At 45.6% G+C, this 15,728-nt stretch carries 16 protein-coding genes; 1 reads left to right on the forward strand and 15 read right to left on the reverse strand.

Annotated elements, in window-relative coordinates; all coding sequences use genetic code 11:
• Positions 1 to 2: 2 nt before the first annotated feature.
• Genes nifU through R2J37_RS09760 form a run of 3 tightly spaced genes read right to left on the reverse strand, consistent with a single transcriptional unit; the run spans position 3 to position 2,138 of the window.
• A complete protein-coding gene (nifU, locus tag R2J37_RS09750) occupies positions 3 to 446 on the reverse strand; it encodes a Fe-S cluster assembly scaffold protein NifU (protein ID WP_076777272.1) in 444 nt (147 codons plus the stop codon).
• A gap of 18 nt (positions 447 to 464) precedes the next feature.
• A complete protein-coding gene (nifS, locus tag R2J37_RS09755; protein ID WP_316264780.1) occupies positions 465 to 1,646 on the reverse strand; it encodes a cysteine desulfurase NifS in 1,182 nt (393 codons plus the stop codon).
• Between the two features lie 30 nt (positions 1,647 to 1,676).
• Entirely contained in the window at positions 1,677 to 2,138 is a 462-nt protein-coding gene (locus R2J37_RS09760; RefSeq protein WP_230105935.1) for an RrF2 family transcriptional regulator, read from the reverse strand.
• 126 nt (positions 2,139 to 2,264) lie between these two features.
• On the opposite strand from R2J37_RS09760, the gene R2J37_RS09765 reads away from it, so the two are divergent.
• Positions 2,265 to 3,629: a polysaccharide biosynthesis protein gene (locus tag R2J37_RS09765; protein ID WP_230105934.1), complete on the forward strand. Its 1,365-nt coding sequence runs from the start codon at positions 2,265 to 2,267 to the stop codon at positions 3,627 to 3,629.
• Between the two features lie 20 nt (positions 3,630 to 3,649).
• Here the strand turns inward: R2J37_RS09765 and R2J37_RS09770 are convergent, their stop codons facing one another.
• The 12 genes from R2J37_RS09770 to rny form a co-directional block, all read right to left on the reverse strand.
• On the reverse strand, positions 3,650 to 5,236 hold the full coding sequence (locus R2J37_RS09770; RefSeq protein WP_230105933.1) for a ClC family H(+)/Cl(-) exchange transporter: 1,587 nt from the start codon (positions 5,234 to 5,236) through the stop codon (positions 3,650 to 3,652).
• Positions 5,237 to 5,287: 51 nt separating this feature from the next.
• Complete coding sequence (gene rseP, locus R2J37_RS09775) at positions 5,288 to 6,319, reverse strand: RIP metalloprotease RseP (protein ID WP_316264784.1); 1,032 nt, start codon at positions 6,317 to 6,319, stop codon at positions 5,288 to 5,290.
• 13 nt (positions 6,320 to 6,332) lie between these two features.
• Positions 6,333 to 7,475 carry a 1-deoxy-D-xylulose-5-phosphate reductoisomerase gene (locus R2J37_RS09780; protein WP_230105931.1) on the reverse strand — a complete coding sequence of 381 codons (1,143 nt, stop codon included), beginning with the start codon at positions 7,473 to 7,475 and terminating at the stop codon, positions 6,333 to 6,335.
• A 14-nt stretch (positions 7,476 to 7,489) separates the two neighbouring features.
• The gene (locus R2J37_RS09785) at positions 7,490 to 8,287 is read right to left on the reverse strand and encodes a phosphatidate cytidylyltransferase (RefSeq protein ID WP_316264785.1); all 798 of its coding nucleotides are present in this window, start codon (positions 8,285 to 8,287) and stop codon (positions 7,490 to 7,492) included.
• An 18-nt stretch (positions 8,288 to 8,305) separates the two neighbouring features.
• The gene (locus R2J37_RS09790) at positions 8,306 to 9,004 is read right to left on the reverse strand and encodes an undecaprenyl pyrophosphate synthase (RefSeq protein ID WP_230105929.1); all 699 of its coding nucleotides are present in this window, start codon (positions 9,002 to 9,004) and stop codon (positions 8,306 to 8,308) included.
• A 106-nt stretch (positions 9,005 to 9,110) separates the two neighbouring features.
• Complete coding sequence (gene frr, locus R2J37_RS09795; RefSeq protein ID WP_230105928.1) at positions 9,111 to 9,662, reverse strand: ribosome recycling factor; 552 nt, start codon at positions 9,660 to 9,662, stop codon at positions 9,111 to 9,113.
• Positions 9,663 to 9,691: 29 nt separating this feature from the next.
• Positions 9,692 to 10,387 carry a UMP kinase gene (pyrH, locus tag R2J37_RS09800; protein ID WP_230105927.1) on the reverse strand — a complete coding sequence of 232 codons (696 nt, stop codon included), beginning with the start codon at positions 10,385 to 10,387 and terminating at the stop codon, positions 9,692 to 9,694.
• 110 nt (positions 10,388 to 10,497) lie between these two features.
• On the reverse strand, positions 10,498 to 11,859 hold the full coding sequence (locus tag R2J37_RS09805; protein WP_316264788.1) for an MATE family efflux transporter: 1,362 nt from the start codon (positions 11,857 to 11,859) through the stop codon (positions 10,498 to 10,500).
• Between the two features lie 184 nt (positions 11,860 to 12,043).
• The gene (locus R2J37_RS09810; RefSeq protein ID WP_316264790.1) at positions 12,044 to 12,781 is read right to left on the reverse strand and encodes a tyrosine-type recombinase/integrase; all 738 of its coding nucleotides are present in this window, start codon (positions 12,779 to 12,781) and stop codon (positions 12,044 to 12,046) included.
• Positions 12,782 to 12,835: 54 nt separating this feature from the next.
• Positions 12,836 to 13,375 (reverse strand): stage II sporulation protein M, encoded by a 540-nt coding sequence (locus R2J37_RS09815; protein ID WP_316264792.1) that lies wholly within the window; start codon positions 13,373 to 13,375, stop codon positions 12,836 to 12,838.
• Between the two features lie 85 nt (positions 13,376 to 13,460).
• Positions 13,461 to 14,030 carry an NUDIX domain-containing protein gene (locus tag R2J37_RS09820; RefSeq protein ID WP_316264794.1) on the reverse strand — a complete coding sequence of 190 codons (570 nt, stop codon included), beginning with the start codon at positions 14,028 to 14,030 and terminating at the stop codon, positions 13,461 to 13,463.
• A gap of 96 nt (positions 14,031 to 14,126) precedes the next feature.
• Complete coding sequence (gene rny / locus R2J37_RS09825; RefSeq protein ID WP_230105922.1) at positions 14,127 to 15,680, reverse strand: ribonuclease Y; 1,554 nt, start codon at positions 15,678 to 15,680, stop codon at positions 14,127 to 14,129.
• Between the last annotated feature and the right edge of the window lie 48 nt (positions 15,681 to 15,728).

Raw genomic sequence — 15,728 nt, forward strand, 5'->3', positions numbered from 1 at the left:
GCCTAGTATTCCTCTTCTTCCTCTTCCTCTCCTTCGTGGATATCGGATTTCGGCTTTTCCAGTCCTTCTATTTTAATACCATTCTTTTCCGCGTAATCCCAAAGCGCTGCATGAATGGCTTCCTCCGCCAGAAGAGAACAGTGTACCTTCACCGGCGGAAGCCCGTCCAGAGCTTCCATTACCGCTTTATTCGTTACTTCCATGGCCTCCTGGATGTTCTTTCCTTTCACCAGCTCTGTAGCCATACTGCTTGTGGCAACTGCCGCTCCGCAGCCGAATGTCTTAAACTTGACATCCCGGATGATCTGGTTCTCATCAATATCCAGGTAGATTCTCATGATATCTCCGCACTTTGCGTTTCCTACTGTTCCAACGCCGCTGGCGTTCTCAATTTCTCCCATATTTCTTGGATGCTGAAAATGATCCATTACCTTTTCTGTATACATAGTCCATTCCTCCTGCTCTTATTTGTTTTTCTTTACAAAATCTTCGTACAGAGGAGACATATCTCTCAATTTAGATACGATCTCCTTTAAAGCATCTACTACATAGTCAATATCTTCCTTTGTCGTTTCATCACTTAAGGTCAGTCGAAGTGATCCGTGAGCGATCTCATGCGGCAGTCCGATCGCCAGAAGCACATGAGACGGATCCAGTGAGCCGGATGTGCAGGCAGAACCGCTGGAAGCGCAGATTCCCTTCATATCCAGCATGATCAAAAGGGATTCCCCTTCAATAAACCGGAAGCTGAAGTTGGCATTGTTAGGCAGACGCTTTGTCCTCTCCCCGTTCAGCTTTGTATACGGAATTTCATCCAAAACACGGCCGATCAGATAATCACGAAGTTCTGTTTCCTTCCGCGCTCTTACATCCATCGTGTTCACTGCTCTTTCCACTGCTTTTCCAAGTCCGATGATGCCTGGTACATTTTCTGTTCCGGCGCGGCGTTTTCTCTCCTGTCCTCCTCCGTGGATGAAAGAACGGATTTTTACTCCCTTCCGGATATAGAGAAAACCGATTCCTTTCGGGCCGTTCAGCTTATGGCCGCTGGCACTTAACATATCAATGTGGCACTCATCTACATTGATGGGAACCTGTCCGAAAGCCTGCACAGCGTCTGTATGGAATAAAATGCCGTGTTCACTGGCAATCTTCCCGATTTCCTTAATAGGTTCAATCGTTCCGATCTCATTATTTGCAAACATAACAGAAATAAGGATGGTATCCGGGCGGATAGCCTTCTCAACTTCTTCCGGATGCACGGTTCCATTTTCATCCACATCCAGATAAGTCACTTCAAATCCTTTTCTTTCCAGATACTCTGCCGTATGGAGAATAGCATGATGCTCTATTTTTGTAGTAATAATGTGTTTTCCTTTTTCTCCATATGCTTCCGCCGTTGCTTTCAGGGCCCAGTTGTCGGATTCCGAACCACCGGCTGTAAAGTAAATCTCATTGCTCTTCGCTCCCAGCGCTTCAGCGATGATCTCTCTTTGCCTTGTCACTGCATCCTTGTTTTTGGAAGCAAAACTGTATACACTGGACGGATTTCCATAATTCTCCGTAAAATAAGGAAGCATAGCCTCCACTACTTCCGGCGCTGTTTTTGTTGTTGCTGCATTATCTAAATAAATCAGTTTTTCCATTTTCTCCTCCTATCTGCAGTCATTTTCTATCTATTTTCTGCTGCATGCTTTCTCTGTATTCTCCTCATTCTCGCCAAGAACTTTGCTCTCCTCCACCAGTTCATTCAGATGGATTTCATCTACAGTCTGATTGATACTGTCATTGATCTTTTGCCAGACATATTTCGTTACACAGTTGGCAGAAGCCTTGCACCCCTTTTCAGGATGGAAAGCAGCGCATTCAGCCGGTTCCAACTTTCCCTCCAGAGCACGAAGCACATCTCCTACAGAAATCTCTTTTGCAGACTTTGCCAGCACATATCCTCCTGCCGCTCCCCGAATACTCTTTACAAGACCGGCTCTTTTCATGAGCGCCATCAGCTGTTCCAGATATCCTTCCGAAATATCCTGGCGCGCCGCAATACTGCTTATGGAAACAGGCTCTTCCTCGCTGTATCTTGCCAGATCAATAAGAGCGCGAAGCCCGTATCTTCCTTTTGTTGAAAGCTTCATTTTTCCACCTTCTTCCCAATCCCTAGTATTTTACTCGGAATTTCTATCAGTAGAATATCACCCGCCGGGTGTTCTGTCAAGGAGAAAATCGGAATATGCTGTAACAAGGCTACCTGGGAGTTTTCTATGGATCAGAAACACGCCATTATCAAAGGCGCATTTATTCTTACATTAACCGGTTTTGCTACCCGGTTTATCGGCTTTTTTTACCGTATCTTTTTAAGTCAGTCTTTCGGAGAGGAAAGCGTGGGGCTCTATCAGCTGATCTTTCCGGTTTATGCGCTTTGCTTTTCCCTGTGCTGTGCCGGTATTGAAACTGCCGTTGCAAGGAACGTGGCTGCAAGTTCTTCTCTGGGAGATAAAAAAAGGGCGGTTATATTTTTATACTGTGGCCTTTTTTTATCTTTCCTCCCCTCTTGTATCATGATGCTTCTTATGCAAAAGGAAGCAGATTTTATCGCTTCCTTCTTTTTAGGAGAACCGAGGTGTGCCCCTTTGCTTATTATCATCTCCTACGCCATGCCCTTTGCCGCTGTCCACAGCTGCATATGCGGGTACTATATCGGATTAAAAAAGACAAGGATACCAGCCATTTCACAGCTGGTTGAACAGATTGCCAGGGTGTGCTCTGTCTTCTTTCTTTACCGTTATTTTATGGAGCGCTCTTTGTCAGCCGGCATCTCTCTTGCTGCTGTCGGACTGGTAATGGGGGAAATATTTTCCTCCCTTTTTTCTCTCCACGCTTTTCGTAAAGAAAAAAGGCAGACGCTTCTTCCTGCTTCTGCAGTTCTTCCTCAAAAGCCGGGCAGCTGGAGAAATGGAATGAGGGGCATCCTTCAGACTTCTCTTCCTCTGACCGGCAACCGTGTACTTTTAAATATCCTCCAAAGCACAGAAGCCGTTTCCATCCCTGCAAAGCTCCAGATCTTCGGATTTTCTGTCAGTGACTCCTTAAGTATCTATGGGGTTCTGACCGGTATGGCTCTTCCCTGCATCCTCTTTCCATCAGCCATCACCAATTCCATCTCCACCATGCTCCTTCCCGCAGTTGCTGAAATCCAGGCTGGCGGAAGCATAAAAAAGCTTCGGGAAGTGATCCGGAAAGTCTTCTTCTGCTGTTTTGCCCTGGGGCTTGCCTGTTGCTTTGCCTTTCTCCTTTTTGGACAGCTGGCAGGCGAACTTCTTTTTCACAGTCAAATGGCCGGACAGTTTATCATAACTCTGGCCTGGATATGTCCCTTCCTCTATACAAACAGCACTCTTCTTAGCGTCATCAACGGACTAGGAAAGGCCAACATTTCTTTTCTGCTTAATACAGCCGGACTGCTTCTTAGGATTGCCAGCGTCTTTTTCATGATTCCTCTTTCGGGAATCCGCGGATACTTGTGGGGACTTCTTATCAGCCAGGGAACTGTCTTTTTGTTGTGTCTTATGTATCTCGGACTTTACATAGCGTCAATATGCAAAAAGGAAAACAGGGGAGTAAAGTAATCATTCCCCTGTTCTCCTTTTTAATTCACATGAAAATCTGTCAGATTTTCACTGCATATTTTCCGGATTTCTCCGATTACCGCCGGACTGTCTGCTTCATCGGTCAAAAAGGCAAGACAGTCCCCTGTTTGTATTTTTGTGCTTCCCCTTGGGATAATTTCTTCTTCTCCCCTTCGCACGGACACAAGCAGGCACCGCTCCGGCCATTCCACTTCCCGGATTCTCCTTCCTGCCGCACAGGAGCCAAGCATAACCGTACATTCTGTCAGTACTTTTTCTCCTCTCCTCTCAAGTACTTTTTCTCCTCTCTTTTTCAGAAGATTTCTAAGAAGGCTTTCATAAATCGGCTCTGAGCGCATTAAAGTCGCTACAATATAAGCCATGATAGACACAAGCGCCAGGGAGAGCATCTGATTGACAGAACCTGTCATTTCAAAAATAAGTATAATACCGGTCAGAGGCGCACGGACAATTGCCGTAAAATAGCCGGCCATGGCAAGAAGAACGAAGTTATTCAGGTAAATTTCCTCCAATCCGAAAAAGACATGACCTGCCTCCGCAAAAATACCTCCGATAAACGCACCGATGATCAGCATAGGAAAAAAGATTCCTCCCGGCGCACCGGAGCCAAAACTGACGGCGGAGAACAGAAATCTTCCCACCAGAAAAAATACCATGGTTCCAAGGGCCATCTCTCCTGCTGTCAACTCTTCAATAAGCATATGCCCTGTTCCCAGCATTTCAGGAGCAAAAAGCCCAATGACTCCCGCACACAAAAAGGGGATCAGGATTTTTCCTGTGTTTCCCATCCTTGTCATGCAGCTGTACAATGCCTGGATCTTCAGGGTAAACCAGTTATAAAACGCACCAAGAACGCCAAGCAGGACGCCAAGGGCAAGGATCATTCCATAATACTCTGTAGGCAGAACTTTCAGAAGTTCAAAAGAAAATACAGATTCTCTCCCCAGAATTGTTGTGGCAAGAAAATCTGCTGTAAGAGAAGCCGACATGACAGAAATCAGCACAGACACAGAGAAATTCTTATGAACTTCCTCCAAAGAGAACATAACTCCGGCAAGAGGCGCATGAAAGGCAGCGGCCAAACCTGCACTGGCGCCGCAGGTGAGCAGAAATTTTTCCTCCGTCTTTCCCCGGTCAAGAAGGCGTGACACAACTTTTCCCGCCATGGCCCCCAGCTGAATGGACGGACCTTCCCGTCCAAGAGCCAGACCGCCAAAAATGCAGAGAAATCCTCCTGCAAATTTTGCCGGAAGCACCCGCCACCAGGCCTGATCGATCTTCCCGGCAATCTCCCCTTCCAACTGCGGGATGCCGCTTCCTGAAATCAACGGTTCATATGAGACAAGTGCTGCTGTCAGCAGCGCCATTAAAACCAAAACCATGAACCAGCCGGCAATCAACAGCGGATGTCCGGTTATGAAGCTTAAAATCCTATTTAGCCAGTCCCCGGCGCATCCAAGGATCATTCGATATAAGATCACTACAAGTCCGCCAATCCCCCCGACGATTATCCCCTCGCCGATCAGAATAACCTGAAATCGTTCTGCACGACGGATTGTGGCGGAAATATTTTTATTTTCTTCCATTTTCTCATTCCTCCGAATCTATTTCTCCTGCAGAAAAAAAGAGGGTATTCTCTAGAAAAATACCCTCTGAATGTCATTGAACAGGACAACAACCATCAGCACCATCAAAACAACAATACCGGCAAAGTGTACATCCCCCTCTTTTTCCGGCGAAATCCTCTTCCTCCGCACAGCCTCAATGGCGAGAAACACGAGTCGCCCTCCATCAAGTGCCGGAAGAGGAAGCAGATTCATTACCCCCAGGTTGGCTGATATCAGGATCGCAATGTTCAGCATGTTCACGGTCACTGTCAGCGCTCCATAATCTCTTGTCTCCTTATAGGTGGAATCTACCACATCCACAATTCCTACCGGCCCGGAGAGCTGGTCTATTCCAATCCGCCCTGTAACAAGCATTTTCAGACTGGACAAAGTCGTGTCGATCCAGTATTTCACCTCGTAAGCACTGTACTGCAATGTTTTAAGAGGCGTTGCCCTGGTATTTCCCGCTCCGTTGATTCCAAGAAGATAATAGGATATCTCTTCATTATACTTTGGCTGCAGGATCACTCCCCGCTCTATTCCGTCCCTCTCAAAGATAATCTCCACTTCTTCCCCCTGGTGGAACTGATTGTAAGTCTTCACCTCTCGGAAAAGATGGATATTCTTTCCATTGATCTCCACTATCCGGTCTCCGGGCTGCAGACCTGCCTCTTGTGCCGGATATCCTTCGTCGAGAGATCCGATCACCGGCTCGTCATATCCCACGAAAGCGATCAGCACTATCGCACAGACAAAGGCCAGGATAAAGTTAAAGACAGGACCTGCAGCAATGACGGAAATCCTTGCCCACACTGATTTATTATTGAAATTGGCAGGTGAATCCGTTGCCTCGTCATCTTCCCCCATTGCACAGTATCCTCCGATCGGAAGGATCCTGACCGCATAGAGTGTTCCATGATACTCCTTTGCAAAAAGGGCCGGCCCCATTCCGATCGCAAATTCCTGTACCTCAATGCCATTGAGCTTTGCCAGAACAAAATGTCCCAGCTCGTGAAAAAATATGATAAAACTGAAGATTAAAATTGCAATGATGATTCCCAAATTCTACCTCCTGCTATTTCCTGCTGTTGATATATTCATATACCCCCTCTTCCGTATCCAATATCTCTTCAAGAGACGGCTGTTCCACATTTTTGTGTCTTTCCATACATTCCTTTATAATCTTCGGGATTTCCAGATAACCGATTTTCCGCTCCAGGAAAAGCTGCACTGCCCGCTCATTTGCCGCATTAAACACCGTAGGCAGGCTGCCGCCTCTTCTTCCTGCTTCGTATGCAAGGGCAAGACCGTAAAATGTATCGGTATCCGGCTTTTCAAAGTCCAGTTTTCCCAGATTCCAGAAATCCAGCCGTTCGCCCGGCAGATACCTCCGCTCCGGATAGTAAAGAGCATACTGTATAGGAAGCTTCATATCCGGAGTGCCAAGCTGAGCAATCACCGCTCCGTCCTCATATTCCACCATGGAGTGAATGACGCTCTGGGGCTGAACCACAACCTGAATCTGACTGACATCCACATCAAAAAGCCACTTTGCCTCGATCACTTCCAAGCCTTTGTTTACCATGGTAGAGGAATCAATGGTAATCTTCCTTCCCATCTCCCAATTTGGGTGTTTCAGTGCATCCTCCACCTGGATATCTGCAAGTTCTTCTCTTTTCTTTCCTCTGAAAGGTCCTCCTGATGCAGTAAGAAGGATCTTTTTCACAGCCTTTTGCTGTCCTCCCTGAAGAGACTGGAAAATAGCGCTGTGTTCACTGTCCACCGGTAGAATAGAAACTCCGTTTTCTTTTGCAAGAGGCATAATAAGATGACCTGCTGTCACTAAAGTTTCTTTATTTGCAAGAGCAATATCTTTTCCCGCCTTTATAGCTTCCATTGTAGGACGTATGCCGATCATTCCGACAATTGCTGTTACCAGTATCTCCATTTCCTCAAATGCTGATACCTGGATCAGCCCATCCATACCGGAAACAATCTTAACCGGCAGGTCTTTTACTCTCTCTTTCAGCTCTTTCGCCTTCTTTTCATCCCATACAGCGGCAATACGGGGCGCAAACTCACGGATCTGTTCTTCCAGAAGCCGGATATTGCTTCCGGCTGCCAGAGCAGTCACTTCAATATCCTTATTTTCCCTTACCACTTCCAGGGTCTGAGTTCCAATGGAACCAGTAGAGCCAAGAATGCCTATTTTCTTCATTTTCTTTCCGCCTCCTATCCAAGCAGCACTGTCAGATAATAGATGACCGGAGCTGTAAAGATCACGCTGTCAAACCGATCCAGGATCCCTCCGTGACCCGGAATCAGCTTTCCATAATCCTTGATCTCATGATTTCTTTTAATAGCTGAAGCGGCAAGATCCCCGATCTGGGAAATAATGCCTCCGATTCCGCATATCAGCGCATAAAATGCCGGTGAAACATCAGCCTGTGCCCATTGATTCATGGCCAGTGAGAACAATGCTCCAAGGAGAGCGGCTCCAAGCACGCCGCCCACTCCTCCTTCTACAGACTTTTTCGGGCTTAACTTAGGCGCCATTTTATGCTTCCCGATCAGCATTCCCACACAGTAAGCACAGGTATCGCATCCCCAGGAACTTAAGAAGATCAGCCACACTGCCACGCCTCCGTCCGGCAGCATTCTTGTCTGATAAACATAAGAGAGCATGACTGCTACGTAAAACAAGCCAAAATAGGTAACCATCACCTGTTCCGTACGGTACTTTGGAAATGCGAAAACATAGACCGCCATCACCAATACAAGGAACAGGACAGTAAGGGCCGTCACCGCTTCCATTCTTCCTGTAAATAACAGCCCATAGTAAACCACCGCCGCCAGATAGCCCACAATGCCAAGGCTGGTTTTTTCTACTTTTACTACTTTATAAAGTTCACTCATGCCGATCAAACTGATCACCGCCAGGACTCCGAACAGCAGATTGCCTCCGTATCCCACAGTAATGATCAGCACGATCACCAGTATGATCCCACTTAAAAGTCTCGTTTTAAACATCTGTTATTCCTCCCTCTCCTACACCTTCCCATATCGGCGGTCTCTGGCATTATACTGTTCGATTGCTTTCCAAAGTTCCTCCTTTGAAAAATCAGGCCAGAGTACGTCTGTGAAGTAGAACTCGGAATATGCCAGCTGCCACAGCAGATAGTTGGAAAGACGTTCCTCACCGCTTGTGCGGATCAAAAGATCCGGATCAGGAATATCATGTGTATCCAGATAGGACTCAAAACAGGACTCATCAACAGACTTCGGATCCAGAATCCCGGAAGCTGCATCCTGGGCAATTCTTCTGACAGCACGTAGAATTTCATCCCTGCTTCCGTAATTAATAGCAATCTGAAAATTCAGCCCTCCATTATTGACGGTAGCTGCTTCCAGCTCATTGATCCGATCCTGAATGTCCTGTGCCAGCCTGGTTTTGTCTCCAATGACACGTATCTTCATATCATTTTTTTCTGCTGTTTTCAGACAAGTTTTCATATAATTACGGAGCAGCTTCATCAGCGCATCCACCTCATCTTTGGGGCGGTTCCAGTTCTCCGTGGAAAAAGCATAAACGGTAAGATACTTTATCCCCATCCTCCAGGCCTCTTCGCAGATTTTTTCTACTGTTTTGCTCCCCTGTGCGTGGCCGTAATTTCTGGGCATTCCCTTAGATTTTGCCCATCGTCCGTTTCCGTCCAGGATGATCGCCACATGTCTTGGTATATTCATCACCAAATTCCTCCTGCTATGTTCTTTTATCGGGAAAAGGCATTACGCCTGACGCTTTAAACGGGGACACTATTTTCATGTCCCCGTCCCCGTTTTGTCCTTTCGTTTAAACTGTCATGACTTCTTTTGACTTATGCTCTACTGATTTTTCTGCTTCTGCCACATATTTATCAGTCAGTTTCTGCAGCTGGTCTTCCAGATCTTTGATCTCATCCTCTGAGACGTCGCTTCCTTTCAGTTTTTTGAAGGCATCATTTCCATCTCTTCTGATATTTCGGATCGCTACCTTTGCCTGTTCTCCCTTTTTCTTTACATCTTTTACCAGCTCTTTCCTGCGCTCTTCTGTAAGTTCCGGAAATACCAGGCGTACTGTAGTTCCGTCGTTTGTAGGATTGATGCCCAGATCTGACATATTGATAGCTTTTTCAATCACCTTGAGCATACTCTTTTCCCATGGCTGGATCTGTATCATACGGGCTTCCGGTACAGAAATGTTTGCAACCTGCTGAATCGGCGTCGGTGTTCCATAGTAATCTACCGTGATCTTATTGAGCACATTCGGGTTGGCACGGCCGGCACGTATTGTGGCCAGCTCTCCGTCCAGGTTTGCCAGTGTCTTTTTCATTTTTTCTTCATATACCTGCAGTTTTTCGTTCATAGTAATTTCCTCCCTTATCTTTCTTTATACTACACGGTCACTTTTGTACCGGTAAAGGTTCCTGACATAGTGTTCACAATACTGTTTTCTTCGCCCAGTCCGAACACCAGCATGGGCATTTTATTTTCCAGACACATAATGGACGCTGTCAGATCCACGGCCATCAACTTTTTATCGATAATTTCCTGAATGGAAATCTCATCATACTTCACCGCATTTGGATTTACCTTGGGATCGCTGTCATAGATACCGTCGATTGCCTTTGCAAGAAGCATGGCATCCGCCTCAATCTCGATTGCCCGAAGAACAGCTCCCGTATCTGTAGAAAAGTACGGGTGTCCGGTTCCTCCTGCAAAAAAGATCACCTTTCCATCTTCCAGCGCTTCCACTGCCCTGTCTTTGGAAAACAGTGTTGTAAATGCTCCGCACACAAAAGGAGTGAACACTTCCGTTTTCATACCTACATGGCGGAAAATATCTGATACATAAATACAGTTCATCACTGTTGCCAGCATCCCGATCTGATCTGCTTTTGTACGGTCGATCGTTTCACTGGTTCTTCCTCTCCAGAAATTTCCCCCTCCTGTCACAATAGCGATCTGATATCCGTCATCTGCAAGTGTTTTCACCTGACGGGCAACTCCAATGCAAGTCGCCTCATCAAATCCGGTCTTTTTATCTCCTGCAAGCGCTTCTCCGCTTAACTTTAACAATACTCTTTTCATAAAGTCATGCTCCTTATTTTCCAACATAATGAGATGCACACCTGGTATTCTTCATTTGTGCATACCTAAGGTAAAGTATAGCATAGGTTCTCTGAAAATGGAATAAATGATCACCCTTTTCTGACAGCTTTTTTTCTCTTTTCCTCTCTGTTTTTAGCATAAACAATACCAAAATACATAATCAGAAGAAGGCCGCCTGCCAAAATCCAGGCAGCGGGGCTGGCCATGCATGTTCCTATATAGCTTCCGCGGGAAGCGGAAATAAGAGCAACACTTCCTCTTCCGATCAGCTCTGCCACACCTGCCAGCATTGGGAGCAGTCCGTATCCCATTCCCTGTATCCCATTCCTGTAAATATTGACAACAGCCAAAGGAATAAAAGTAACAGCCACACATTTCAGATAGATATCTGCAAGATGCATAATCTCATTCACCTGTTCTGATACAAAAAGAATGGTGAGATATTTCCCTCCCAAAATGACAGCAGCTCCTGTCAGGACCGCATAGATACATCCGATCAGAGTAGACGCTCCAAATCCTTGCCTGATCCGGTCAAATCTTCCCGCCCCTGTATTCTGTGCGCAGTAAGTTGCCATCGCTGTCCCCAGGGCGACATATGCCTGTGTCACTACCTGCTCGATCTTGCTGGCTGCCGCAAACCCTGCAACTGCCAGTGATCCCAGCGTATTCAGGGCAGCCTGGACCATGATAGTTCCCACTGCAGTAATGGAATACTGCAGTGCCATAGGAAGACCGATCTTCATCTGCCATCCGGCCATACTCCAGTTTATCTTCCAATCCTCCTTTTTCAGATGGAGTTCCGGAACCTTTTTCCCGATGTATACAAGACACAGTAGTCCCGATACGCCCTGTGAGATCACCGTCGCGAAAGCCGCTCCCGCCGCTCCCATGTGGAACACAATAATAAACACAAGATCCAGTACCACATTCAAAAATGCCGCCAGTACAAGGAAATATAAGGGCACTTTACTGTTGCCGAGAGCACGCAGAATGCTGGCCAAAAGGTTATAGAGCACCTGAGCCGCAATTCCCCCGCAGATTACCATAATATATCCGTAAGCTTCCCCATAAATGTCTGAAGGCGTATTCATCCACGCCAGAATCTGTTTCATTGCAAGCATACTGCCCACTGTCATAATGACGGATATGGCTGCAGACAAAATTGCCGCTGATGCGACAGACTGCCGCACAGCCTTTTTGTTTCCGGCCCCAAAATACTGTGAAGTGATCACGGTAAATCCTGCCGTAAGTCCAAGTAAGAATCCCAAGATCAAAAACATAATTGTTCCGCAGGATCCCACCGCCGCCAGTGCCTGCGGCCCTACAAACTTCCCTACGATCACTGCGTCCGCCATATTATACAGCTGCTGAAATATATTTCCGATAAAAATGGGTATCGTAAAGTTCAAAATGGCCCTTCCCGGGCTTCCTACTGTCATGTCTTTTTCCATTTTTGTTTCCTCCTGCATTTTTTACGCAAACGTTAATCATTATACCGAACCTCGATTTCGAATGCAAGAGGGATAGAGCCAATTTTCCCGTCATACAACAAAAAAGGACATCCGTCCGGAATGTCCTTTCGTTTTCCCATAATGCGCCAAATATTTGTAAAATTCCCGTTATGAAACTGCCGTCTTAGGAATGCCGAAGCATACTTGGAGTGATAGTCCCTTTGATTCCGGCTTTTGCCGCATACCCTTTCAGTATCTTCCAAAAGCCCTGCCGGCTCATTTTCTTTCCGCTGATATTTGGAAAGAGGACGTCGGAATCACGGCCTTTCAAAAGTGGCTCTCTTCCACTTTTTAAATAAGTACGCAAAGCTTTCAATGCCTGTTTATCAATCGGATATGCATTTTCATTTCCGCTAAGGCTGCACTGCAGATATCCCATTTCCATGTTGATATCCTGAATCCTCAGAGCTACAAGTTCTTCCACCATAATTCCGGTAGAATACAAAAGTTCTATCATTGCCTTGTCTCGAAGAAGCTTCGGAGTCTTGCCGGAAGGTACGGAAAGAACCTTCTCCACATCTTCCTTTGTCGCACTCTTTGGTTCCCTTCTTTCTACCTTCGGACTTGTCAGACAATCTGATACATCTTCCGTAATATATTTCTTTTTCAGCAGATAATGAAAGAATCCCTTTATTGAAGCGACATTTCTTGATATCGTTGTATTCGTCAGCTGCTGTTTTTCCATAAAAAGCATATATGAAGTCAAATTTGTGGAAGTAACTTCATCCGCTTTATAGATATCCTGTCCTGCCAAATAGCGCACAAGTTTCATCAAATCGCGGCGATACGCCATCTCCGTATTGACAGATATTCCCTTTGTCGCTTTTAAATACTCAACATACTCTAAAACTATTTTCTCCATATTCTTTTATCTCCCATCGTATAACTTAGATTATACGAAGAAAATTCAAAAAAATCAAATTGTTTTTAGCACAATTTTCATAAAAATCGGATTTGTGTAACACTCCAATATAATTCCGACTAAAATCACTGCCGCTACTGCTATCGTTTTTGTCAAATTCCAGCGTATCTGCGGATAAAGATACAGATGCCACAGCACAAGCCCATATCCCGCTGCATAAAAGATTCCCTGCGGAAGAAGCGCCGCCAGACATACAAGAATTCCCTTTATTCCAAGCTGCATGATAGCTGCCGTAAACAGAATACCCAGCAGGAAGCCTGTCCAGGCCAGTACTCCTGTCGCTGCCCACCGCCGAAATTTTATTTTCCCGGCCAAAGCAAGAAGCATAAGCGGCAGAATCCTTATCGGCAGGATATACCAGAAATACTCTTCAGCCTGAATTTCCGTATGAAGATACTGGCTCATATAATATTCACTGAACATTCCGCCCGAAGAAAGATATTGCCCAGACATAATATTCGTATACAAAATTCCCAAAAGGAACCCCGCCATACAGAAAATGAAAAAAATTCTGCCATAATCCCTTGTTTTCACCCGCATACCTCCATGCCTGACTCTCATGTCACAAGATATTTCATTATATGCCGGCTATTCAAGGATATGCCTTTCCTGTATTCTTTTATTTTCCTGTCTTCCTCTTCTCCATCCGGTCCTGACAGTATTTTACTTCATAAGCCAGAATTGCCGCTACTGTTTTGGAGTCCTGAAGCTCACCGGAAAAAATCTTCTCCTTCAGTTCTTCCATTGTATACGCTTCCACATCAATAAATTCATCCTCATCAAGATGCTGTCTGGAAGGGATCAGATTACGGGCCGCAAACACCTCAATCCTCTCGTTACAGAACGCTACTGTTGTGTGCAGTGTCAAAAGCGGTTCCAGATGTTCGCACCGGTATCCCGTCTCTTCTTCCAATTCCCTGGATGCGCATTCAATGCCCGGTTCTTTCGGATTATCCAGCTTTCCGGCCGGTATTTCTATCGTTTCCCTCTCCAGAGCATTGCGGTATTGTCTCACCATCAGGATCCTTCCATCCGGCAGCGCCGGAATAACAGCGGCTGCTCCGTCATGATGGATATAGTCCCATTTGGCCGTATGTCCGTCCGGAAATTCCATAGTATCTTCGTATATATCAATCACTGCGCCTTTATGCACCAATTCTCTTTTTATTCTTTTGATCTCTTCACTCATAATTTCTATTCTCTCCTGTCCATATAAAATAAAGTGGATTCCCCTACTAAAAAAGAGTTCCGCTCACGGAACTCTTTTTTATTTCAGACTTATCATCTATTTGGCATAATCTGTAACCCTTGATTCCCGGATCACATTTACCTTTATCTGTCCTGGATACTCCAATTCATACTCAATCTGCTTGGAAATATCTCTTGCCAGTAATACCATATCTGCATCAGATACTTGTTCTGGAACTACCATAATACGAATCTCTCTACCGGCCTGAATAGCAAAAGATTTCTCAACACCCTTAAACTGGTTGCTGATATCTTCTAATTGTTTTAATCTGTTTGTATATGTTTCGATGGTTTCTCTTCTTGCGCCAGGTCTTGCAGCTGAAATAGTGTCTGCCGCCTGAACCACACACGCAATCAGGGATTCTGGCTCCACATCGCCATGATGAGCTTCTACCGCATTGATCACAGTTGCTGATTCTTTGTACTTTCTGCAAAGTTCTACACCAATCTGGATATGGGATCCTTCTACATCATGATCGATGGATTTACCGATATCATGTAAAAGTCCAGCTCTCTTTGCAAGACGCACATCCAATCCAATCTCGCCTGCAAGAAGACCTGCCAGCTGCGCAACTTCAATAGAATGTTTCAGCGCATTCTGACCATAGCTGGTACGGAATTTCATTCTTCCAAGGAGTCTGATAAGCTCCGGATGGATTCCGTGAACACCTACTTCAAGAGCAGCCGCCTCTCCTTCTTCCCGGATAACAGCTTCCACTTCTTTCTGTGCTTTCTCCACCATCTCCTCAATCCTTGCGGGATGAATACGTCCGTCAACGATCAGCTTTTCAAGGGCAATTCTTGCAACCTCTCTTCGGATCGGATCAAATCCAGACAATACAACCGCTTCCGGTGTATCATCAATAATAAGTTCCACACCTGTCAGGGTTTCCAGCGTCCGGATATTTCTTCCTTCACGTCCGATGATTCTTCCTTTCATTTCATCGCTTGGGAGCTGTACAACAGAAATTGTTGTCTCAGCCACATGATCTGCAGCACATCTCTGGATAGCAGTCACGACATAATCCTTTGCCTTTTTCTCTGCTTCTTCCTTCGCCTGCGCTTCCATTTCCTTTATCATTTTTGCAGTATCATGTTTCACATCGTCTTCAACAGTTTTTAACAAATACTCTTTTGCCTGTTCGGAGGTAAGTCCTGAGATTCTTTCTAGTTCCTGTACTCTTTGCTTGCTCAGCTCTTCCACCTTTGCTTCTCTGGCTTTAAGCTGCTCTTCTTTTGCTGTAAATCCTGCTTCGCGCTTCTCGATCGCTTCGGCCTTTTTGTCCAGAGATTCCTCTTTGGATAAGACTCTCTTCTCATAACGCTGTAATTCCGCCCGACGTTCCTTTGTCTCTTTCTCGAGCTCATTCTTCGTTCTGATAGATTCTTCTTTAATCTCTAAGAGGGATTCCTTTTTCTTGGCCTCTGCCGTCTTCACTGCGTCATCAATGATCTCACGGGCCTTGCTTTCCGCACTTCCGATTTTAGAATCTGCATTCTTCTTCAGATTGGAAACCGTGACGAAATGACTGATGACTGCTGCTGCTATAACGAGCACTGCAGCTACAGCAATAAATATTCCATACGGCACAGGAGCACCTCCTTATTTAATTTTCATTGTACAAATACAACAGTTAAA

This window comes from Claveliimonas bilis (assembly GCF_030296775.1).
Taxonomy (GTDB): domain Bacteria; phylum Bacillota; class Clostridia; order Lachnospirales; family Lachnospiraceae; genus Claveliimonas; species Claveliimonas bilis.

What these genes read in the sequence shown, in the direction of transcription:
- R2J37_RS09805 (WP_316264788.1), bottom strand. Translation starts at nt 11,859, where the DNA reads ATGGAAAAAGACATGACAGTAGGAAGCCCGGGAAGGGCCATTTTGAAC.
- R2J37_RS09785 (WP_316264785.1), bottom strand. Translation starts at nt 8,287, where the DNA reads ATGTTTAAAACGAGACTTTTAAGTGGGATCATACTGGTGATCGTGCTG.
- R2J37_RS09770 (WP_230105933.1), bottom strand. Translation starts at nt 5,236, where the DNA reads ATGGAAGAAAATAAAAATATTTCCGCCACAATCCGTCGTGCAGAACGA.
- nifU (WP_076777272.1), bottom strand. Translation starts at nt 446, where the DNA reads ATGTATACAGAAAAGGTAATGGATCATTTTCAGCATCCAAGAAATATG.
- R2J37_RS09810 (WP_316264790.1), bottom strand. Translation starts at nt 12,781, where the DNA reads ATGGAGAAAATAGTTTTAGAGTATGTTGAGTATTTAAAAGCGACAAAG.
- R2J37_RS09820 (WP_316264794.1), bottom strand. Translation starts at nt 14,030, where the DNA reads ATGAGTGAAGAGATCAAAAGAATAAAAAGAGAATTGGTGCATAAAGGC.
- R2J37_RS09760 (WP_230105935.1), bottom strand. Translation starts at nt 2,138, where the DNA reads ATGAAGCTTTCAACAAAAGGAAGATACGGGCTTCGCGCTCTTATTGAT.
- pyrH (WP_230105927.1), bottom strand. Translation starts at nt 10,387, where the DNA reads ATGAAAAGAGTATTGTTAAAGTTAAGCGGAGAAGCGCTTGCAGGAGAT.
- R2J37_RS09790 (WP_230105929.1), bottom strand. Translation starts at nt 9,004, where the DNA reads ATGAATATACCAAGACATGTGGCGATCATCCTGGACGGAAACGGACGA.
- R2J37_RS09780 (WP_230105931.1), bottom strand. Translation starts at nt 7,475, where the DNA reads ATGAAGAAAATAGGCATTCTTGGCTCTACTGGTTCCATTGGAACTCAG.
- frr (WP_230105928.1), bottom strand. Translation starts at nt 9,662, where the DNA reads ATGAACGAAAAACTGCAGGTATATGAAGAAAAAATGAAAAAGACACTG.
- R2J37_RS09765 (WP_230105934.1), top strand. Translation starts at nt 2,265, where the DNA reads ATGGATCAGAAACACGCCATTATCAAAGGCGCATTTATTCTTACATTA.
- nifS (WP_316264780.1), bottom strand. Translation starts at nt 1,646, where the DNA reads ATGGAAAAACTGATTTATTTAGATAATGCAGCAACAACAAAAACAGCG.